Origin of the sequence: Lentzea atacamensis (assembly GCF_003269295.1) — a bacterium.
Classification (GTDB): domain Bacteria; phylum Actinomycetota; class Actinomycetes; order Mycobacteriales; family Pseudonocardiaceae; genus Lentzea; species Lentzea atacamensis.
In genome coordinates this window covers 205,397-225,183 of record NZ_QLTT01000012.1, presented here as the reverse complement: position 1 = coordinate 225,183, position 19,787 = coordinate 205,397, and the positions used below count along the sequence as shown (strand labels likewise).

General features: G+C 69.0%; 21 protein-coding genes. 8 read left to right on the top strand and 13 right to left on the bottom strand.

The genetic code is table 11. The features are described 5' to 3' along the window. Positions 1-15 precede the first annotated feature (15 nt). On the top strand, positions 16-1,107 hold the full coding sequence (gene dnaN, locus C8D87_RS39520; protein ID WP_112231216.1) for a DNA polymerase III subunit beta: 1,092 nt from the start codon (positions 16-18) through the stop codon (positions 1,105-1,107). 10 nt (positions 1,108-1,117) lie between these two features. On the opposite strand, the gene C8D87_RS39515 is transcribed toward dnaN, so the two are convergent. The 3 genes from C8D87_RS39515 to C8D87_RS39505 all read right to left on the bottom strand — a co-directional run bounded on the left by C8D87_RS39515 (position 1,118) and on the right by C8D87_RS39505 (position 3,820). Next, positions 1,118-2,368 carry an MFS transporter gene (locus C8D87_RS39515; RefSeq protein WP_109630979.1) on the bottom strand — a complete coding sequence of 417 codons (1,251 nt, stop codon included), beginning with the start codon at positions 2,366-2,368 and terminating at the stop codon, positions 1,118-1,120. Positions 2,369-2,698: 330 nt separating this feature from the next. Further along, complete coding sequence (locus tag C8D87_RS39510; protein ID WP_030469453.1) at positions 2,699-3,373, bottom strand: Crp/Fnr family transcriptional regulator; 675 nt, start codon at positions 3,371-3,373, stop codon at positions 2,699-2,701. Between the two features lie 207 nt (positions 3,374-3,580). Further along, positions 3,581-3,820 (bottom strand): hypothetical protein, encoded by a 240-nt coding sequence (locus tag C8D87_RS39505; RefSeq protein WP_109630982.1) that lies wholly within the window; start codon positions 3,818-3,820, stop codon positions 3,581-3,583. Between the two features lie 136 nt (positions 3,821-3,956). Between C8D87_RS39505 and nth the strand changes: the two genes are divergently transcribed. From nth to C8D87_RS39485, 4 genes are read left to right on the top strand one after another with little or no spacing between them, the layout of a single operon-like run. Next, positions 3,957-4,664, top strand: a complete 708-nt coding sequence (nth, locus tag C8D87_RS39500; protein ID WP_233442512.1) for an endonuclease III — start codon at positions 3,957-3,959, stop codon at positions 4,662-4,664. Then, positions 4,661-5,224, top strand: coding sequence for a TlpA family protein disulfide reductase (locus tag C8D87_RS39495; protein ID WP_112231214.1), 564 nt, complete (start codon positions 4,661-4,663; stop codon positions 5,222-5,224). The genes nth and C8D87_RS39495 overlap by 4 nt, the downstream gene beginning before the upstream one ends. Then, positions 5,221-5,880 (top strand): NUDIX hydrolase, encoded by a 660-nt coding sequence (locus C8D87_RS39490; RefSeq protein ID WP_109630989.1) that lies wholly within the window; start codon positions 5,221-5,223, stop codon positions 5,878-5,880. The genes C8D87_RS39495 and C8D87_RS39490 overlap by 4 nt, the downstream gene beginning before the upstream one ends. A gap of 15 nt (positions 5,881-5,895) precedes the next feature. Then, positions 5,896-7,083: a MarP family serine protease gene (locus C8D87_RS39485; protein WP_112231212.1), complete on the top strand. Its 1,188-nt coding sequence runs from the start codon at positions 5,896-5,898 to the stop codon at positions 7,081-7,083. Here C8D87_RS39485 and C8D87_RS39480 read toward each other — a convergent pair. Then, on the bottom strand, positions 7,001-7,777 hold the full coding sequence (locus tag C8D87_RS39480) for a TetR/AcrR family transcriptional regulator (protein ID WP_112231210.1): 777 nt from the start codon (positions 7,775-7,777) through the stop codon (positions 7,001-7,003). The genes C8D87_RS39485 and C8D87_RS39480 overlap by 83 nt on opposite strands. A gap of 69 nt (positions 7,778-7,846) precedes the next feature. Here C8D87_RS39480 and C8D87_RS39475 point away from each other — a divergent pair, with 69 nt between their 5' ends. Further along, positions 7,847-9,331, top strand: a complete 1,485-nt coding sequence (locus C8D87_RS39475) for an FAD-dependent monooxygenase (protein WP_112231208.1) — start codon at positions 7,847-7,849, stop codon at positions 9,329-9,331. Here C8D87_RS39475 and C8D87_RS39470 read toward each other — a convergent pair. The 4 genes from C8D87_RS39470 to acs all read right to left on the bottom strand — a co-directional run bounded on the left by C8D87_RS39470 (position 9,303) and on the right by acs (position 13,929). Next, complete coding sequence (locus tag C8D87_RS39470) at positions 9,303-10,220, bottom strand: alpha/beta fold hydrolase (RefSeq protein WP_109633039.1); 918 nt, start codon at positions 10,218-10,220, stop codon at positions 9,303-9,305. The two genes, C8D87_RS39475 and C8D87_RS39470, sit on opposite strands and share 29 nt — an antisense overlap. After that, positions 10,217-10,657 carry a phage holin family protein gene (locus C8D87_RS39465; protein WP_233442502.1) on the bottom strand — a complete coding sequence of 147 codons (441 nt, stop codon included), beginning with the start codon at positions 10,655-10,657 and terminating at the stop codon, positions 10,217-10,219. Before C8D87_RS39465 ends, C8D87_RS39470 begins: the two co-directional genes overlap by 4 nt. Then, complete coding sequence (gene nhaA / locus C8D87_RS39460; protein ID WP_112231206.1) at positions 10,654-11,820, bottom strand: Na+/H+ antiporter NhaA; 1,167 nt, start codon at positions 11,818-11,820, stop codon at positions 10,654-10,656. Before nhaA ends, C8D87_RS39465 begins: the two co-directional genes overlap by 4 nt. A gap of 126 nt (positions 11,821-11,946) precedes the next feature. Beyond that, positions 11,947-13,929, bottom strand: coding sequence for an acetate--CoA ligase (gene acs, locus C8D87_RS39455; protein WP_109631005.1), 1,983 nt, complete (start codon positions 13,927-13,929; stop codon positions 11,947-11,949). A 259-nt stretch (positions 13,930-14,188) separates the two neighbouring features. Between acs and C8D87_RS39450 the strand changes: the two genes are divergently transcribed. Continuing rightward, on the top strand, positions 14,189-14,917 hold the full coding sequence (locus C8D87_RS39450; protein ID WP_112231204.1) for an oxidoreductase: 729 nt from the start codon (positions 14,189-14,191) through the stop codon (positions 14,915-14,917). Here the strand turns inward: C8D87_RS39450 and kynU are convergent. Together kynU and C8D87_RS39440 are read right to left on the bottom strand one after the other, a co-directional pair. Further along, on the bottom strand, positions 14,907-16,019 hold the full coding sequence (kynU, locus tag C8D87_RS39445) for a kynureninase (RefSeq protein ID WP_233442501.1): 1,113 nt from the start codon (positions 16,017-16,019) through the stop codon (positions 14,907-14,909). The two genes, C8D87_RS39450 and kynU, sit on opposite strands and share 11 nt — an antisense overlap. Next, a complete protein-coding gene (locus tag C8D87_RS39440) occupies positions 16,016-16,831 on the bottom strand; it encodes a tryptophan 2,3-dioxygenase (protein ID WP_112231200.1) in 816 nt (271 codons plus the stop codon). Before C8D87_RS39440 ends, kynU begins: the two co-directional genes overlap by 4 nt. A gap of 106 nt (positions 16,832-16,937) precedes the next feature. Here C8D87_RS39440 and C8D87_RS39435 point away from each other — a divergent pair, with 106 nt between their 5' ends. Beyond that, positions 16,938-17,378 (top strand): Lrp/AsnC family transcriptional regulator, encoded by a 441-nt coding sequence (locus C8D87_RS39435; RefSeq protein WP_233439153.1) that lies wholly within the window; start codon positions 16,938-16,940, stop codon positions 17,376-17,378. Here the strand turns inward: C8D87_RS39435 and C8D87_RS39430 are convergent. From C8D87_RS39430 to C8D87_RS39420, 3 genes are all read right to left on the bottom strand, one after another. Continuing rightward, positions 17,367-18,278: an N-acetylmuramic acid 6-phosphate etherase gene (locus C8D87_RS39430; RefSeq protein ID WP_112231198.1), complete on the bottom strand. Its 912-nt coding sequence runs from the start codon at positions 18,276-18,278 to the stop codon at positions 17,367-17,369. The two genes, C8D87_RS39435 and C8D87_RS39430, sit on opposite strands and share 12 nt — an antisense overlap. Next, a complete protein-coding gene (locus tag C8D87_RS39425; protein ID WP_233442500.1) occupies positions 18,275-19,195 on the bottom strand; it encodes a MurR/RpiR family transcriptional regulator in 921 nt (306 codons plus the stop codon). The genes C8D87_RS39430 and C8D87_RS39425 overlap by 4 nt, the downstream gene beginning before the upstream one ends. 106 nt (positions 19,196-19,301) lie before the next feature. After that, the gene (locus C8D87_RS39420) at positions 19,302-19,748 is read right to left on the bottom strand and encodes a carboxymuconolactone decarboxylase family protein (RefSeq protein ID WP_112231196.1); all 447 of its coding nucleotides are present in this window, start codon (positions 19,746-19,748) and stop codon (positions 19,302-19,304) included. Between the last annotated feature and the right edge of the window lie 39 nt (positions 19,749-19,787).

The following is a 19,787-nucleotide window of genomic DNA, read 5'->3' as shown; positions in this document are numbered from 1 at the left end:
GCTAGCGTCCCAGCCATGGACCTCACCGCCACGACAGCCGAGCTGGCCGGCGCCGCCGCCGAGGTCGCGCGGCTGCTGCTGACCCGCGTGCTCGACCCGGTGCTCGCCGGGCTCCGCCTCAAAGCCGGCACGGACGTCGAGATCGCGGGCAGCGACCAGGAGCACGCCGTGCGCCTGACCGTGCACGCCACCGTCCACACCGAAGGTGAGGTGCTCGTACCGGCGAAGCCGCTGGCGGCGACACTCCACGCCCTGGACGAGCCGCAGGTGAGGCTCAAGGTGGAAGGTCAGCGGCTGGCGATCCGCACGCCGACGTCGAGGTTCGCGATCCCGCTCCTGGACCTCGGCCACCACCCCGGCGTCCCGGAACTGCCACCGCTGCAGGGCCACATCGACGCGGACAAGCTCAGGATCATCGCGGCGGTCGCGGGCGCGGCGTCCAAGGACGACGCGCTGCCGATCTTCACCGGCATCCGGATCCAGTCGGACGAGCAGAAGTTGCACGTGATGGCGACCGACCGCTATCGCATGGCCTACGCGACGCTGCCGTGGGAACAGAGCGGCCACGTAGACCTGTTGGTTCCGGCGAAGCCCATCGCGGAAGCGGCCAGGCAGGCGACGGGCGAGGTCGCCCTGCACGCCGACGAATACCGCATCGGCCTCGCGTGGGGCCACAACTCGATCTCCACCGCACTCTTGGCCGCTCCGTTCCCGGACGACCGGGCGCGCCGACTCCTGGAGGCAGTCATCGACAGCACGGTGCTCGTGGACGCGGACGCGCTGGCCCGCGCCGTCCGCAGAGCCACGCCCTTCGGCGGCCCGCACCAGGCGGTCACCATCCAGGTCGAGGACTCCGAGCTGCGGATCAAGGGCAACGACCCGCAGCAGGGCGAGTCCGAGGAGTTCGTCAAGGCCACCATCGAGGGTGACCGGCTGACCAAGACGTTCCAGGCGCGCTACCTGGCGGACGCGCTGAAGGCGTTCGCAGGCCGCCGGATCGAGTTGCGGATCCAGGACGGCCTGCGGTCCACCGTGCTCACGTCGACACCGGGCGAGGACGGCGTAGAGCTGACCTACCTGGTGGTGCCGATGCGCTCGGTAGCCTAGTGCCGTGGCACTAGCGGGCCGCGAGCTCCATCTCGGAACGGGCCGGCAGGGGCTCAGCCGGCACGCCACGGCTGACGGTGCCGCGCAGCAGCCACACCGCGAGCGCGATCAGCAGCCCGGCCACACCGGAGGCGACGAACGCCGGCCGCGTGCCGAAGTGCTCGATCAGCTGGCCGGAGAGGCCCTGGCCGATGGCGAGGCCGACGGTCACCGAGGTGATCACCCAGCCGAACGCCTCGGCGGCCATGCCGTTCGGCGTGACCTGCTCGATCGCCGCGGAGTGCGCGGTCGACTGCGGCGTGATCAGCGTGCCGACCACGAACAGCGCGATGCCGAGCCCGACCAGCGTCAGCGGGATCGCCAGCAGCAGCGACAGCAACCCGAACCCGCCCAGCAGCACCGGCAGACGCAGGTGCATCGGGCGCGGCCACGGACGCATGCCGTAGAGCACGCCGAAGATCACCGAGCTGATCGACCACAGCGACAGCATCAGGCCACCCATCGAGGCCTGGCCCGCGGCCTTCGCGAAGGCCGGCACGGCCACCTCGACGAAACCAATGGTCACGCCGAAGCCCAGCGCGGCCAGCGCGACGGTCCGCATGCCCGGGTAGGCGAACGCGCCGAGCAGCGGGCGTGGAGCCTGCTCGACCGGGCCCCAGGCGCGCACGACCGGGTTCGAGGCGAACCACAGCGCACCGAGAACCATCATCACGGCACCGACCACCACGCCGGTACCTGCCCACGGAGCCGCCAGCAGCACGCCGGCGAGACCAGGACCGAGGATGAAGAAGACCTCCATGCTGATCGACTCGTAGGCGTAGGCCGCCATCCGCGTCGGGCCGGAGGGCAGCATCCGCTCCCACAGCGCACGCGAGGCCGAGCCCACCATCGGCTCGGTCGCGCCGACGCCGAGGGCCAGCGGGACCAGCACGAACACCGGTGAACCCGCCTCGACGGCGATCACGGAGGCGGTGACGAAGAGCGTGAAGAGACCGGTCACGAAGACGAGCGGCCGAGTGGGGCCGAAGCGGTCCATCAGCCGGCCCTGGACGACCGAGCCCATCGCCACGCCCACCAGCGCCGCCGCCGAGACCAGGCCGGCGACCGCGAACGAACCCGTCGCGCGCTCCACGTAGAGCAGCAGCGAGAGCCCGACCATCGCGATCGGGAGGCGGGCGAGCAGTGACGCGACCACGGGGCCACGCATGCCGGGGGTCGTCAGGGCAGCACGGTAGTCGGACAGTCGGGCGGAGTGGGACATGTGTACCAGTATGCCAAACCTGGTACGGATGTACCAGATCGGGTGCGCAGGGTCACGATGGTTGCGATTGGGTCACGGGAATGGGATGACCGGGTGAAACATGCAACGAATCGGCCACACAGGAGGTCCTTGAGGGTGAAAGGACTTGAGTGGTCGGGGTGGGGACGTGCGAAAGTTGACTCATCCACCGAGACCAACCTCTGGCTTGAGGGTCGGGGCCTACGCGCCAGAGGGATGGAAGGCACGGTTCGTCGGGGGATGGGCCGTGCAACACAAAGGACCGGTGCGCCACGTCGGGGGTGGCGCCCGGTCCTTTGCGTTGTCTGCGATCTAGCGGGCGCGGCGCGCGAGGCGCTCCGGGTCCAGGATCAGCACGCTCTTGCCTTCGAGTCGCAGCCAGCCGCGGTGCGCGAAGTCGGCGAGCGCCTTGTTCACGGTCTCGCGGGACGCGCCGACGAACTGAGCGATCTCCTCCTGCGTCAGGTCGTGCGTGACGCGGAGCAGGCCGGCCTCCTGCGAACCGAAGCGCTGTGCGAGCTGCAGCAACGCCTTGGCCACACGGCCGGGCACGTCCGTGAAGATCAGGTCGGCCAGCATCGAGTTCGTCCTGCGCAGCCTGCGGGCCAGGGCCCTCAGCAGCTGCTCGGCGATCTCCGGCCGGTTGGTGATCCACTGACGGAGCGCGGGGCGGTCCATGGACACCGCACGCACCTCGGTCACCGTCGTCGCGGTCGACGTGCGGGGACCGGGGTCGAAAATGGACAGTTCGCCGAACATGTCGGAGGGCCCGAAGATCCCCAACAGGTTCTCGCGGCCGTCCGGCGACTTGCGGCCGATCTTCACCTTTCCGGACTGGATGATGTACAGGCGATCGCCCGGCTCACCCTCCGCGAAGATCACGTGGCCACGCGGGAACTCCACCGTCTCAAGGGTCTGCGCCAGCGCCTCTGCGGCTGCCGGATCAACTCCTTGGAAGATGCCCGCTCGCGCCAGGGTCTCGTCCACCTCATCCCTCCTAATCGACGCGACGGCACGCCCACCACCTTCTTTGGCGGTGTCAGCGCCGTGCCGCCGATCACTGCGTTGCAGTCTAAGGGCTGTGTTGTGGATCGCCGCTCGGCTCGCCGTCTTACTAGGAACAACCCGACTGGCTCGATCCAGAGCCCAACGAACCAGCTTACGCCATTCGGGTGGCGGTCAACGCGGGGGTCGTCAGCGCACGCGCTTGCGCACGCTGCCGCGACCGCGGCGACGCAGGCGGAACAGCTCCAGAGCGCGACCGATGCCGTGTCCGTAGAGCGCCTTCACCTCATCGGGGCGGGCGGACTCCAGGAACTCCTCGACCTCGTTCTCCTGCACGGCGACGTGCCGGAGCTTCGCTTCCACGCGCTCCATGAAGAGCGCGAAGAACATGATCACGATCGGGACGACGATCACAAACCAGGCAGTCATGATGCTCCGCAGTGTGGCGCATGTGGGATTCGAGTGCGCGTCTAGGGGGTGGTTCCGGCGTGTTGACTACGCTGAATCTGTGCCCGCAACCAAGAAACCGGAAACCAAACTCGGCTTGACCCGCAGGGCCCGCCGGATGGTGCGCGTGCTTGCCGAGGGGTACCCCGACGCGCACTGCGAGCTGGACTTCACGACGCCGCTCGAGCTGCTCGTGGCGGTCGTGCTGTCCGCGCAGTGCACCGACAAGAAGGTCAACGAGGTCACTCCCGCGCTCTTCGCGAAGTACCCGACGGCCGCCGACTACGCCGGCGCCGAGCGGGTCGAACTCGAAGAGATGATCCGCCCGACCGGTTTCTACCGGAACAAGGCGACGTCTCTGATGGGTCTCGGTGCCGCTCTTGTGGAGCAGCACGACGGTGTGGTTCCGGGCACCCTCGAGGAGCTGGTCAAGCTCCCCGGTGTAGGACGCAAGACGGCCAACGTGGTTCTCGGCAACGCGTTCGATGTGCCCGGCATCACAGTCGACACCCACTTCGGCCGCCTCGTCCGCCGCTGGGGCTGGACCGCGGAAGAGGACGCCGTCAAGGTCGAGCACGCGATCGGCACGCTCATCGAGAAGCGCGACTGGACCATGGCGTCGCACTGGATCATCTTCCACGGCCGTCGCGTCTGCCACGCCAAAACGCCTGCGTGCGGGGCCTGTCTGCTGATGAAGGACTGCCCGTCGTACGGCCTGGGTCCCGAGGACCCCGACAAGGCGGCGAAGCTCGTGAAGGGCGACGAGAAGCCACATCTGCTGGAGCTTGCCGACCGCGTGCGGTCCGGCGAGAAACTAGTGGGGTGAACAACCGCAGCCGCTGGCTCGTACTCGCGCTCGTCCTCGGCATCGCGGGCGTCGTGGCGCTGTGGCCGCGTGACAGGTCACCGGAACCGCCGCCAACTCCGACCCGCCCGTCGCAGGACGTGGCGGCGTTGCGCGCGCAGGCCCAGCTGCGGCCGTGCGTGCCCGGTGGTGAGGGCGGCGTCGACGTGACGTGCCTCGGCGACGGCACCCGGACGGCCCTCGCGCTGAAAGGGCCGCTCCTGATCAACTTCTGGGCGACCTGGTGTGGGCCGTGCCAGGAGGAGCTGCCCGTGCTCGACTCGTACGCGAAGCAACCAGGTGCCGTCCCGGTCGTCCCAGTTCTTGTGGACAGCAGGGAAGCCGACGGCCTGGAGCTGCTCGCCCGGCTCGGCGTGCGGCTGCCCTCGGTCCACGACGGGGCCGACGCGTTGCGCAAGCAGCTGAAGGCGCCGAACTCGCTGCCGGCGACGTACTTCGTCGGCGCCGACGGCTCGGTCCGGCTCATCACGGACCCGCCGATCTTCAAGGCGCCAGAGCAGGTGGAGAAGGCGGTGCGATGACGGAGGCGACAGAGCCACCCGACTGGATGCAGCGCCTGGCCAAGGCCACCGAGGACATCGACGCACGGACGTTCATGCGGGTCCCGCGCGCTCCTTCGGAGGGCGTCCGCGAGGCGGCGGTGCTGATGCTGTTCGGTGAGGACGAGAACCACGGTCCGGACGTACTGCTGCTGCGCCGTGCGGACACGCTGGGCTCGCATCCGGGCCAGGTCGCGTTTCCCGGTGGGGCAGCGGATCCGACCGACGACGGACCAGTCGCCACCGCATTACGCGAGGCTTACGAGGAGACCGGTGTACTTGCGTCAGGAGTGAGACCACTCGCGCTGCTGCCGGAGCTGTACGTGCCGGTGTCGGGGTTCGTGGTCACGCCCGTGCTCGCCTACTGGGAACAGCCGAGCCCCGTCGCACCTGTCGACCCGGCGGAGACCGCCGCCGTCGCGCGGGTGCCGGTTGCGCACCTCGCCGATCCTGCGAACAGGTTCAGAGTGCGTCACCCTGCGGGCTACGTCGGAGCGGCCTTCTCCGCGCCGGGCATGTTGGTGTGGGGCTTCACCGCGGGGTTGATCAACGGCCTGATCGCACTCGGCGGCTGGGAACAGCCGTGGGATGCGACCGATGTGCGTGACCTTGAACTAGCGTTGCGCGCTACACAGTGAGGCGGAGGTTGTCGGTTGAACTGGGTTGACCTGCTCGTGCTGGGCCTTGCCGCGATAGCCGCGGTGTCAGGGGCCAGGCAGGGCATGGTTGTCGCGCTACCCGCGTTCGTCGGTGTGCTCGTCGGCCTGATCCTCGGCACGCAGATCGCACCGCTGCTGGTTTCCCAGTTCGAGAACGTCGTCACCAAGGTCGTGTTCGCCGTCGGCATCGTCGTCCTGCTCGTGGCGCTCGGCGAGACGATCGGCGTGTACATCGGGCGGACGATCAAGGCACGGGTCAACGCGTCGCCGTTGCGCGGCGCGGACAACGCCCTGGGTGCGATCGTGCAGGGCCTGGTCGTCTTCGTCGTGGCGTGGATGATCGCGCTCCCGCTGACCTCGGTCGTCGGCCTGCCGGACCTGACGTCGTCGCTCAAGCAGTCGGTGATCCTCGGCAAGGTCGACAAGACCATGCCGCAGGCCGCCCGTGTGCTGTCCGGCGACCTGCAGAAGCTCTTCGACGTCTCGGGCTTCCCCCAGGCGATGGACCCGTTCAACCGCACGCCGCTCAAGGACGTCGAGCCGCCGAACAGCCAGCTCGCGGACTCGCCGGTGCAGAAGCGGCTGCAGTCCTCCGTGCTCAAGGTCCGCGGCCGTGCGCCGTCGTGCTCGCGTGCCCTCGAAGGCACCGGGTTCGTGATCGCGCCGGAACGCGTCATGACCAACGCGCACGTCGTCGCCGGTACCAACGAGGTGACGGTCGAGGTCGGCCGCGGCCAGTTCGACGCGACCGTCGTGGCCTACGACCCGAAGATCGACATCGCCGTGCTCGCGGTGCCGGACCTGGAGGCCACGCCGCTGCAGTTCCGTTCCGACGAGGTGCAGCCGGGCGAGGACGGCATCGTGCTCGGCTACCCGCTGGACGGCCCGTACAAGGCCTCGCCCGCCCGTGTGCGCGAGCGGATCCCGCTGCTGCGCGGCCCGGACATCTACGACGCCCAGACGGTGACCCGCGACGTCTACACGGTTCGCGCGGAGGTCCGCTCCGGCAACTCCGGAGGCCCGCTGGTCGACCCGAACGGCCGGGTCATGGGCGTGGTGTTCGGTGCCGCCGTCGACGACCCGGAGACCGGCTTCGTGCTCACCGCCCAGCAGGTGCAGGCGATGGTGCAGAAGGCGCCGACGCTGACCCGCCGGGCTTCGACCCAGGGATGTGCTTCCTAGTGGTGTCGTGCCGGGCGGCGATGCCGTCCAGCACGTAGTCGAGGCCCTCGTCGAACACCTGCGCCGGGTCGCGGTCGCTCGACTCGTACATGACCCTGGCCAGCGTCGGGAACCTGCCGGTGGCGAGCATCCGCTCCATGTAGGGGCCGGATGCCCGCTGCCACTGCTCCTCGGTCATGCCGGTGGACCGTTCCGCGCGGAGTTCGGTGATCTCGCCGCGGACCGCGCCGTAGACGTACGCCATCACCGCGCCGACCGCGCTGAGCACCTGGTCGATGTCCTCGAACTGGACGGTGGCGAGCGTGGCCTCGATGTGTGCGAGCGAGTGCGGGCCCTGGTGCGGCCGGGGGCTCAGCAGGTCGATGAACCACTCGTGCCGCTTCGCCGCGTCCCGGATGCCGTGCGCGACGTGCCGCAGTCCCGTCCGCCAGCCGACTGACGGGCGGGGCGGCGTGATCTCGCGGTAGACCTCGTCGACCATGAGGTCGAGCAGTTCGTCCTTGGTCTCGATGTAGCCGTAGAGGCGCATCGGCCCTGCGTTCAGCGCGGCCGCGACCTTGCGCAACGAGACCTCGTCGAGTCCGCCCTCGTCGGCGAGCCTGATCGCGGCGTTCACGATCAGGTCCCTGCTCAGCGGGGTCGGCGACGGCTTGCTGGGCGGCTCCGGGCGGTCCCAGACGAGTTCGTTCGGCATCGGACTGGACGATACACCGTCTTATAGCGATACAGTGTATCGAGCGATACACTGTATTGAGGGGATGGGATGAAGACTTCGGTGTTGGTGGTCGGGGGAGGGCTGGCGGGCACGTCGGCCGCGCTGTTCCTGGCCTGGCGCGGGGTGCCCGTGACGTTGGTCGAGAAGCATCCGGGCAGTTCACCGCACCCGCGAGCGGTCGGCTTCACGGCACGGGTCGAGGAGTTGCTGCGCGCGGTGGGACTGGCGGACGGCCTACCGCCGAGCAGGATGGTGAAGGGCTTCGGCATCCGGCGGGTCCGGGTCGAGAGTCTGGCAGGGGAGTGGTTCGAGGAGACCTTCTGGTCACCACCGGCCGAGCTGTCCGAGATCGAGTACTCGCCGTGCACCGGCGTGGGGGTGGCGCAGGACAGGATGGAACCGATCCTGCGGGACAAGGCCCGCGAGCTCGGCGCGGACATCCGGATGAGCACCCGGATGCTGGAGTTCTCCCAGGACGACGACGGCGTCACGGCGATCGTGCAGGGCGACGGTGAGCCCTACGAGATCCGCGCCGACCACCTGATCGCGGCGGACGGGCACCGCAGCCCGATCCGTGAGGCGCTCGGCATCACCCGCAGCGGCCGCGGGTACATGCACACCTCTCGCAGCGTGCTGTTCCGCGCGCCGTTGAACGAGTACCTGAAGGACGGGATCGGCCAGTTCATCGTCGACGGCGTCGGCTTCCTGACCACCTACGGCGACGGCCGCTGGGTCCTGATGCTCGAAGACCGCGAGTACGACGAACCCGAGCTGCGGCAGCAGATCGTCCGGGCCATCGGCCGCGACGACCTCGACATCGAGATCATCACGACGGGCCGTTGGACGATCAGCGCTGCGGTTGCGGACCAGTTCGCGAAAGGCCGGGTCTTCCTGGCAGGGGACGCCGCGCACACGTTGCCGCCGAGCCGTGGCGGGTTCGGGGCGAACGTCGGCATCGAGGACTCGCACAACCTCGCCTGGAAGCTCGCCGCCGTGCTGAACGGCGAGTCACGTCCGTCCCTGTTGGACACATACGACGCGGAACGGCGCCCGGTCGCGTTGCTGTGCCACCAGCAGATCTTCGCGCGCAACGACGGCCACAACCGCGACGGCGAGCCGGACGACGCGCCGTTGATCGATAACAGCGCGATGCACTACGGCGTCCTCTACCGCTCGGACGCGGTGCTCGGCGCGGGACCGGAACTGCCGCCCGCCCAACGCCCCGAGCAGTGGAACGGCCAGCCGGGCACGCGGGCTCCGCACGTGTGGATCGCGCCCGGCAAGTCCACATTGGATCTCTTCCAACGCGGCTGGGTGCTCGTCGCGGACCACCCGCAGTGGGAGGAGGCCGCGAAGCAGCTGGGGATCCGGTACGAACGGATCGAGCAGCTGGACGTCTTCGGGCTGTCCGCCAAGGGTGCTTCCCTCGTGCGCCCGGACGGCTACATCGCCTGGCGCTCCACCGACCTGCCGGACGACCCGGCAGGGACTCTGGAGACCGCGTTCAGGACGTCTTCTGCAGGAACTCCGTGATCAACCTGCTGGTGGTGTGGGGCGCTTCCTGGTTCGGGAAGTGCCCCGCCTCCGGCAGGCACCGGAACTCCGACCCGGCACCGAGCCACGGCCGTGAGTCGCGGGCGGACGACTCCAGGGTGATGGGGTCCAGCGCGCCGTGGATCTGCAGCACCGGCACCTGCATCGGCTTGTCGACGGCCTCGGCGAACCGGCGGCCGTCGCTGCGGATCTGCGAGCGCACCGCCCACCGGTAGTACTCCATCGCGCTGTGCGCGACGCCCGGCACCATCATCGCCTGCCGGCAGCGGCGGATGACCTCGTCGAACTCGGGCGCCGACCGCCACTTCGGACCCGACCACGCCGCCAGCAGGCGGGCGACCTGCATCGCGTTCTCGCCGGTCAGCCAACGTTCGGGGTAGATCGGCAACTGGAAGCGCAGCACGTGGGAGTTCACCCTGGGATGCCTGCGGAACGCCCGGCGCATCGCCAGCGGGTGCGGCGCGGACAACACCGAGACCGACGAGACCAGGCGCGGGTGGATCGCGCCGACCGTCCAGGCCGTCGCGCCTCCCCACGCGTGACCCACCAGGTGTGCGCGTTGGGCGCCGAGCGCCTTGATCAGGCCCGCGATGTCACCGGCGAGCGTGAAGCCGTCGTAGCCGCGTGGTGGTTTGTCCGAGTCGCCGTACCCGCGCAGGTCGACGGCCACCGCGCGGTAACCGGCTTCCGCCAGTGCCGTCAGCTGGTGCCGCCACGACCACCAGAACTCGGGGAACCCGTGCAGGAGCAGCACGAGCGGTCCCTCGCCGAGCTCGGCGACGTGCAGGCGAATGCCGTTGGCCGAGACGTCGCGGTGCGTCCACGGACCCGCGACCCGCACCACCGACGGGTCGGGTTTGCGGCTCAGTTGTCGCCGCCCCTGTGCGTGAGGGCCGCAACGGTGTCCTTCGCGGCCGCGATCGACTTCTCCGGTGGCCTGAGCCTGCGCACCTTGCGGTAGCCCAGCAAGGCGAAGAGAACAGCGGTTGCCAGCATCACGGCGAAGACGAGCAGGAAGCCTGCCCAGTAGCCCCAGCCGAACAGCGCGGAGAATCCGAACCCGAGCGCCATGAACAGGAAGAACAGGCTGAAGCACAGCACCGTCAACGCGACGATGAAGAAGATGCTGCCCTTCACGCCCTTCTTGATCTCGGCCGCGATCTCGCCCTTCGCGAGCTCGACCTCTGCTCTGACCAGAGTCGACATGTGTGCGGTCGCGTCACGGACGAGGCCGCCGATCGAGGCCTCGGCCGTCGGGTCGTCTGCGGTCAGCGGAATCGACGCGATGTGCTCCCTGGTGGTCACCCGGACATGGTGCCATGAGCCCGGCTGCGACGAATGAGCAACACCGCGGCGAGCAGCGACGAGATCATCGACGCGATCAGCACGGCCGCCTTCACGGTCTCCGGCTGATCGAGTGAGAGCTCCGCGATCAACAGGCTGACCGTGAACCCGACCCCGCCCAGCACAGCCACCGCGATGATGTCCCGCGGCCCCGCACCGGACGGCCACACCGCCGCCTTGAACCACACGGCCAGCGCGGACGCACCCACGATCCCGACCACCTTGCCGACCACGAGCCCGACGATCACCCCGATGGCGATCTTGTCCGAGAAGAGCTTCCCGAACGCCTCGGCGCCCACCGGCACGCCCGCCGCGAACAGCGCGAACACCGGCACCGCCACCCCGGCCGACCACGGCTGCAGCCGGTGCTCGAGCCGCACCGCCGGCGCCTCCTGCTCGTAGGGATCGCGCCTCACCCGCGTCAGCAACGCCAGCGCGACACCCGCGATCGTCGCGTGGATGCCCGACTCGTGCATGAACCACCACGTCGCCAACGCGATCGGCACGTAGAGGAACGGCGTGGTGATCCTCTTGTGCTGCAGGAACCAGTACAGCGCCAGCAGCAGCACGACCGCGCCCGCCGCGAGCAGGTTGAACTTCGCCGTGAAGAGGACCGCGATCACGACGATCGCGCCCAGGTCGTCCACCACGGCCAGGGAGAGCAGGAACACCCGCAGACTCGACGGCAGCCCGGACGCCGTCAGTGCCAGCACTCCGAGGGCGAACGCGATGTCCGTCGCGACCGGAATCGCCCACGCCTTCTCGATGCCCGGCTGTCCCCAGCCGATCGACAACGCGACCAGCGCGGGCACGATCATCCCGCCGATCGCCGCGACCACCGGCAGGATCGCGGCCTTGAACTCCGACAGCTCTCCAACGACGAGTTCACGCTTCAGCTCAAGGCCGGCCACGAAGAAGAAGATGGCGAGCAGTCCGTCCTTGGCCCAGTCACCGACGGACAGCGGTCCGGCGTGCAGGTCCCGCAGCCCGAGGTAGGAGGGGGCCAGTGGAGAGTTGGCCCAGATCAGCGCTATGGCGGTGGCTCCGAGCAGCACCATGCCACCGACGGTTTCCGTGCGGAGGTAGCGGGCGAACTCGGCGGCAACGGCCTTCTTGCGCGACAACGGGGCTCCTGGGCGATCTGTGGGTACATCAAATCCTCGTGCCGACCAGGCTTCCCGGCTCACCTGAATGTGATCTTAACGGGAACGGGCGCCCTCCGCAGAGGGCGCCCGTCATGTTTTCCCAGATCAGTCTTCGGACTTGCCCGACTGCAGCCCGGCGGAGATCAGGTCCATCACCGACGAGTCGGCCAGCGTCGTCACGTCACCGACGGCGCGGTTCTCGGCAACATCCCGGAGAAGACGCCTCATGATCTTGCCGGACCGCGTCTTCGGCAGCTCCGGCACGACCATGATCTGACGCGGCTTCGCGATCGGGCCGATCTCCTTGGCCACGTGGTCGCGCAGCGCCTTGATCGCCTCGGCGCCACCGGCGTCGGAACCCGCGCCACCGCGAAGGATCACGAACGCCACGATGCCCTGGCCGGTGGTCGCGTCGGACGCGCCGACCACAGCCGCCTCGGCCACGGTCGGGTGCGAGACCAGCGCCGACTCGACCTCGGTGGTGGAGATGCGGTGACCTGACACGTTCATCACGTCGTCGACGCGGCCGAGCAGCCAGATGTCGCCGTCGTCGTCGTACTTGGCACCGTCACCGGCGAAGTAGAAGCCCTGCTCGGCGAAGCGCGACCAGTACGTGTCGCGGTAGCGCTCCTCGTCGCCCCAGATGCCGCGCAGCATCGACGGCCACGGCTCGTCCAGCACCAGGTAGCCACCGCCGCCGTGCGGGACCTCGACGCCCTCGTCGTTGACGACCTTCGCGCCGATGCCGGGCAGCGGGCGCTGCGCCGAACCGGGCTTGGTCGACACGACACCGGGCAGCGGCGAGATCATGATCGCGCCGGTCTCGGTCTGCCACCACGTGTCGACGATCGGGGTCTTGCCGCCACCGACGTTCTCGCGGTACCAGATCCACGCCTCGGGGTTGATCGGCTCGCCGACCGAACCCAGCACCCGCAGCGAGCTGAGGTCGTACTTGGCCGGGATGTCCGCGCCCCACTTCATGAAGGTGCGGATCAGCGTCGGCGCGGTGTAGTAGATCGAGACGCCGTACTTCTGCACGATCTCCCAGTGGCGGCCCTCGTGCGGGGTGTTCGGCGTGCCTTCGTAGACGACCTGCGTCACGCGGTTGGACAGCGGGCCGTAGACGATGTAGCTGTGGCCGGTGACCCAGCCGATGTCCGCGGTGCACCAGTAGACGTCGGTGTCCGGCTTGAGGTCGAACACGTTGTGGTGGGTGTACGACGCCTGCGTGAGGTAGCCGCCGGACGTGTGAAGGATGCCCTTCGGCTTACCCGTGGTGCCCGAGGTGTAGAGGATGAAGAGCGGGTGCTCCGAGTCGAACGCCTCGGGGGTGTGCTGGTCGGACTGCGCGTCCACCAGCTCGTGCCACCACACGTCCTTGTCGGTCCACGCGACCTCGGTGTTCGTGCGCTTGACGACGAGCACCTTCTCCACGGACGGCGCGCCGGCGACGGCCTCGTCCACGGCGGGCTTCAGCGGCGCCGGGTTGCCGCGGCGGTACTGGCCGTCGGTCGTGATGACGAGCTTGCACGAGGAGTCCTCGATGCGGGTGCGCAGCGCCTCGGCGGAGAAACCGCCGAACACGACGCTGTGCATCGCGCCGAGACGGGCGCAGGCGAGCATCGCGAAGATCGCCTCGGGAACCATCGGCATGTAGATCGCGACGCGGTCCTCGGCGCCGATTCCCAGCGAGGCCAACGCGTTGGCGGCCTTGGAGACCTCGCGCTGCAGCTCGCCGTAGGTGATGGCGCGGGAGTCGCCGGGCTCGCCCTCCCAGTGGATCGCGACCTGGTCGCCGTGGCCGGACTCGACGTGCCGGTCGACGCAGTTGTAGGCGACGTTGAGCTTGCCGCCGACGAACCACTTGGCGAAGGGCGCGTTCGACCAGTCGAGCACCTGCGTCCACTTGGTGTCCCAGTGCAGCCGCTCCGCCTGCTTCGCCCAGAACGCCTCGCGGTCGGCCTTCGCCTCCTCGTACAGCTCGGGCTTCGCGTTCGCCTGTGCCGCGAACTCGTCGGAGGGCGGGAACGTCCTGCTCTCCGTCAGCAGGTTGTCCAGAGCTTGGCCCTGGCCTGGCGACTGCGTCATGGTGCGAGACCTCCTGGAAAATCCAGACCGGTTGGGGATGCGGGTACTGACCGTAGTGCGAGCCAGTTCACTTCCAACAGGCTCCTCCCTCAAAAGGTTCAGACCAATCTTGGGAGGTTGGTTACACGGCTGTCATTGTGTAACCCGTTTTGTCTGGTCTAGGCACGTGTGGCGCGTTGAACGGGCGAAGTTGCGCGCTCAACGGTCTGTCCAGTGAGCTGGATCACGCGTTTCACCTGGTCAGGTACTCTGCGCGACCGTGACCGATCCGCTTGCTCCGCTGCTTTCCTTGCCTGGTGTGGCCGATGCGGCGAACGCCGCGAAGGACGCCGCCTTCCAGGTGCACCGCCATCGGGTGAACTTGCGCGGCTGGGCCACGACCGCGGCCGAGGCGTCCGTCCGCGCGGCCCGTGCGTCGGCGGCGCTGGAGGGCGGGCCGACCGAGATCCCGTCGTCCGGCGAGGTCTCGGATCCCGTGCTGGCAGGGTCTTTGCGGATCGCCGAAGCACTGGGTGGTCTCGTCGGCACGTGGCAGCGCGCGCCGTTGCAGGCCCTCGCGCGCCTGCACGTCCTGGCCGCGGCGGACCTCACCTCCGAGGTCGGCCGCCCGCGCGTGTCCGGGGACGTGTCGTCGCGGCTCGACCTGCTCGCGTCACTGGTCACCGGTGGAACGTCCGTGCCGGCACCGGTGCTCGTCGCGGTGGTGCACGGCGAACTGCTCGGGCTGGCACCGTTCGACGTGGCCAACGGCGTGGTGGCGCGTGCCGCCGCCAGGCTGACGTCGATCTCCACCGGCCTCGACCCGAAGGGCCTCGGCGTGCCGGAGGTGGCGTGCCTGCGCCGATCGGCCGAGTACGAGGCCGCGTCCGTGGCGTTCGCGTCCGGGACGCTGGAAGGCCTCGCTCAGTGGATCCTGTTCGTGTGCTCGGCCCTGGAGGCGGGCGCCCGCGAGGCGAAGAGCATCGCGGACGCCGCGCTCACCGGGTGAACCCGGAAATGACTTCGGCCAGGACCTCGGCGGCCCTGATCACGTCGTCGTCGGTCACGTAGAGCGGCGCGAACCCGAACCGCAGGACGTCCGGCGGCCGGTGGTCGCCGATGACTCCGCGCGCGATCAGCTCGTCCATCACGGCCTTGGCGTCCGGGCAGCGCACCGAGATCTGGTTGCCGCGGACCTCCGGCGTGATCACTTCGAGCCCGGTCAGCTTCTCGACGTGCTCGCGGAACGACGCGGTCAGCGCCAGGCCGCGCTGCCGCAGCTCGGCGAGGTCGACGTCGTCCCACACGTCCAGCGCGGCGTCCAGGGCCAGCATCGACAGGATGTCCGGCGTGCCGACCCGCGCCCGCACGATGCCGGGGTCCGGCTCGTAGCTCGGCTCCATCGCGAACGGCTCGCGGTGGCCGTTCCACCCGGAGAGCGGGTTCTCGAACCCGGCCTGCTTGTGCTTCGGCACGTAGATGAAGGCGGGGGAACCGGGGCCGCCGTTGAGGAACTTGTAGGTGCAGCCGACGGCGTAGTCCACACCGAGCGCGTCGAGCTCGATCGGCAGCACTCCCGCGCTGTGGCAGAGGTCCCAGACCACCTGCGCTCCGGCGTCATGAGCCTGCTCGGTGAGCGCCTTCATGTCGTTCAGCGCGCCGGTCCGGTAGTCGACGTGGTTGATCAGCACCACGGCGGTCTCGTCCGTGAGGTCCAAAGAGGACGGATGGGCCGCCCTGATCTTCAGTCCTGCCAGCGTTGCCACCGACTGCGCGATGTAGCCGTCGGTTGGGAACGTGGACTCGTCGCACACGATCTCGGTGCGGCCGGTGCCCTTCACCGCGCCCATCAACGCCTTGAAGACGTTGACCGACGTCGAGTCACCGACGACGACCTGCCCTTCGGCGGCCCCGATCAGCCGGCCGATGCGGTCGCCGATCCGTTGCGGCGCCTCCCACCAGCCCTCGGACCACGACCTGATCAGCCGCGTGCCCCACTGGTGCCTGATCACCTCCTGCATCCGCTCGGCGACGTGCTTCGGTGGTGCGCCGAGGGAGTTGCCGTCGAGGTAGACGACGCCTTCGGGAATGTCGAACAGCTCGCGCCTCACACGTAGCTCCTCGCCGTCCACAACTCGGGGAACACCGCTCGTTGGGTGCGCTTCTCCAGCCATGCAACACCAGCGGAACCGCCGGTGCCGACCTTCGAGCCCATCGACCGCCGGGTCGCGAGCAGGTGGTCGTAACGCCAGCGCGCGAACTCCTCGGCGATGTCGGTGAGCGCCTCACCGAGCTCCAGCAGGTCGCGGTCGTCGCCGCGGTAGATCTCCGCCCACACCTGCTCGACCTCGGGCGACGCCTCGTAGGCCTTGGTGAGGTCGCGGTCGAGGACGCTCTGCGGGATGTCGAAGCCCCGGCGCTTGAGCGCCGCGAGCACGTCGTCGTAGAGCGACGGCTTGGAGAGCGACTCCTCCAGCTGCGCGTGCATCGCCGGAACCGCCCGGTGCGGCACGAGCATCGACGCGGACTTCTCGCCGAGCAGGAACTCCATCTCGCGGTACATGCCCGACTGGAAGCCGGAGCCCTCGCCGAGCGCGTCGCGGAACGAGTTGAACTCGGTCGGCGTCATGCGCGCGATCGGCCGCCACGCCGCCGACAAGGCCTGAAGATGCAGGTCGGAACGCCTGAGCGTGCGGACGGCAGCGCGCAGGTCGTCCGCGCGGAGCTCGGTCTGGGCCTGCCGCCACTCGAAGCAGAGCAGGCCGAAGTACAGCTCCATCACCTGCGTGATGACCAGGAACGACATCTCACGCGGATCTTTGGACCACTGCTGTTGAAGGGTGTGCAGCACCGACGCGTGCACGTAGTCCTCGTACGGCGTGGTGCCGCCGAAATCCAGCTTGGGGGATACGGGGCAGCTCATGCCTTCAATCCTCCTTCCTGGCGGCTCTCACCTGAATGGACGACGAAAGATGTTCGCCCCGAACTTCTTTCAAATGCAAAACAGATCGCGGAGTAGCTTTGCGTTCATGCTGGATGACGTTGACAAGGCCCTGTTGGAGGCCCTCCAAGAGGATGCGCGCCTGTCGTACAACGAGCTCGCACGCCGGGTCCACGTCTCACCGCCAACGGTCGCCCAACGCGTCCGCCGCCTGGAGAACATGGGCGCCATCACCGGCTATCGCGCCGTCGTCGACCCCACCGTCGTCGGGCGTCCGGTCGTCGCGTTGGTGCGCATGAAGTGCTACGGCCCGCGGTGCATCACGGTCCACCCGGAGCTGCTCGACGACCTTCCGGAGGTGGTCGAGGTCGTGCGGCTGACCGGTGACATCTGCTCGGTGGTGAAGGTGGTCACCACGTCGATCATGGAGCTGGAGCGGCTGCTGGTCCGGCTCGCGAGCCACGGGGAGACGTCGAGCGCGATGGTGCTGTCGACGCCGATCCCGTGGCGACCCGTCCTACCCGGCTAGCCGGTCCAGCGCGTTGCGGACGTGGCCCTTCGTGTCCTCCAGGGCGGCGGCCGCACGTTCGGTCGGCACGCCGGACAGCAGGTGCACGAGCGCCACCTTGAGGTCGCCGGACGCTTCCGTCAGCGCCTGCTCGCAGACGGTCTCGGACAGCCCGGTGGCCTCGTGCAGGATCCGGATCGTCCGGCCGCGCAGCTTCGCGTTGGTCGCCCGCATGCTGATCATCAGGTTGGAGTAGGTGCGGCCGAGTTTGATCATCACGGCGGTCGAGAACGACGTCAGCACCAGCTTCTGCGCCGATCCAGCCTTCATCCTGGTCGAGCCGGCGATGACCTCAGGGCCGGTGTTCAGCGCGACCAGGACGTCCGGCGAGAACGGCACCGACGCGTTGTTCGAGACGAGCACCGTGTGGGCGCCAAGCGCTTGCGCCTCCTGCAGCGCGCCGATCACGAACGGCGTGCGCCCGGACGCCGTCACGCCGACGACCACGTCCTTCGCGGTGGCCGAACGTCGGATCTGCGCCGCGCCGGAGTGGTCTTCGACCTCCTCGACCGCGCGGACGAGGGCCTCGGAGCCGCCCGCGTGGTGGGCGACGAACCAGTCGGCGGGGGCGTTGAACGTCGGCACCAGCTCGGCGGCGTCCAGCGTCGCGAGCCGGCCGGACGTACCGGCGCCGACGTAGTGGACGCGGCCGCCCGACATGATCGCGGTGACGCCGAGGTCGACCGCGCGGGCCAGCTCCGGCAGTGCCTCTGCGACGGCGGACGGGACCGTGCGGTCCTCGTCGTTGATCATCCGCAGCACGTCGATCGTGGGGACCCGGTCGATGTCGGTCGTGCGCGGGTTCCGCTGCTCGGTCGGAGATTCCACGCGCACCACCACACCGTTCCGGGGGGAGATCATTTAGTCGTCTCCCGCGGCCGCCGGCGGCCGTCTGGTCTCGCGCCGAGCCGGTGGCCCGACACGGCTTCGTAGGTCGCCTCCAGCGCCGTCTTCGCCGTGTCGACGTGGTGCTGGGCGACCCCGATGAACAGGCAGTCGATCACGGTGAGCTGGGCGATGCGGCTCGCCATCGCGCCGGAGCGGAACGTGGTCTCGCGCGCGGCCGTGGTCAGCACGTGGTCGGCGACCTCGGTGATGGGCGAGCGCGGGAAGTTCGTCAGCGCGACGGTGGTGGCGCCGGTCTCGCGGGCGACGCGGAGGGCCTCGACGGTCTCCACGGTCGAACCGGTGTGCGAGATGCCGACGGCGACGTCCGCCCCGGTCAGCACCGCGGCCGACGTCAGCGCGATGTGCGTGTCGTTCCAGGCGAAGCAGGTGAGACCGATGCGGTGCAGCTTCTGCTGCAGGTCGAACGCCACGAAAGCGCTCGCGCCGAAGCCGTAGACGTCGACCCGGCGGGCGCCGGCGACGGCCTGGACGACCTTGTCGAGCGACTCGATGTCGAGCTGCTCGGCGGTCTCCTCGACGGCGCGGGCGTCTGCGAACGCGACCTTGCCGACGACCTGCTTCAGGTCGTCTCCCGGCCCGATGTCGCCGCCCATGTCGTGGTTGGCACGGGCGGCGCTGCGGGCGGTGTCGGCGGCGAGCGCGATGCGCAGCTCCGGATACCCGCCGACGCCGATGGCCTTGCAGAACCGCGTCACCGTGGTCTCGCTCGTGCCTGCCTGCTCGGCGACCTCGGTGATGCTGCGGTGTGCGACCGTTCCCGGGTTCTCCAGGACCACCTTGGCGACGCGCTGCTCGGCACGCGCGAGACCCGGCAGCAACGACCGGATCTTCACCAGTGGACTCGACTCGGCACTGTTTTCAGTGGACACGTGGGAAACTTACTAACCGCAACTTCGAGGGTCAACGGAGTGTGCGGTCAACTCACCCCAACTGTGTCCGAAAGTCACCCCGTGAGAGCGAATCTGGGGCCGTATGTCACCGAACGTCGGGGACCTTCCTGGTGGAGACGGCGATCCGGTTCCACGAGTTGATGGTGAAGATCAGCGCGATGAGCTGGGCCAGCTCCTCCTCGTCGAAGTGCTTCGCTGCCCGCTCGTAGACCTCGTCGCTGACGTACTCGTGGCTGCTCAGGACGGTGATGGCCTCGGTCAGCTGGAGCGCGGCCTGCTCCTTCTCGGTGTAGAGGTCGCCTGCCTCCTGCCACGCGTTGAGCAGGTAGATGCGTGCCTCGGTCTCACCACCCTTTCGGGCGTCGACCGTGTGCATGTTCAGACAGTAGGCGCAGTGGTTCAGCTGGGAGGCCCGGATCCGGACCAGCTCGGCCAGCTGCTCGTCGAGACCCTCGCGGGCCGCGGCGTCGAGGGCGATCATGGCGCGGTAGACCTTCGGGGCCTTCTTGGCGAGGTCGATTCGGTTCGTCATGCCTGCAAACCTATGGCGCGGATTGGCCCTCAGCATGGT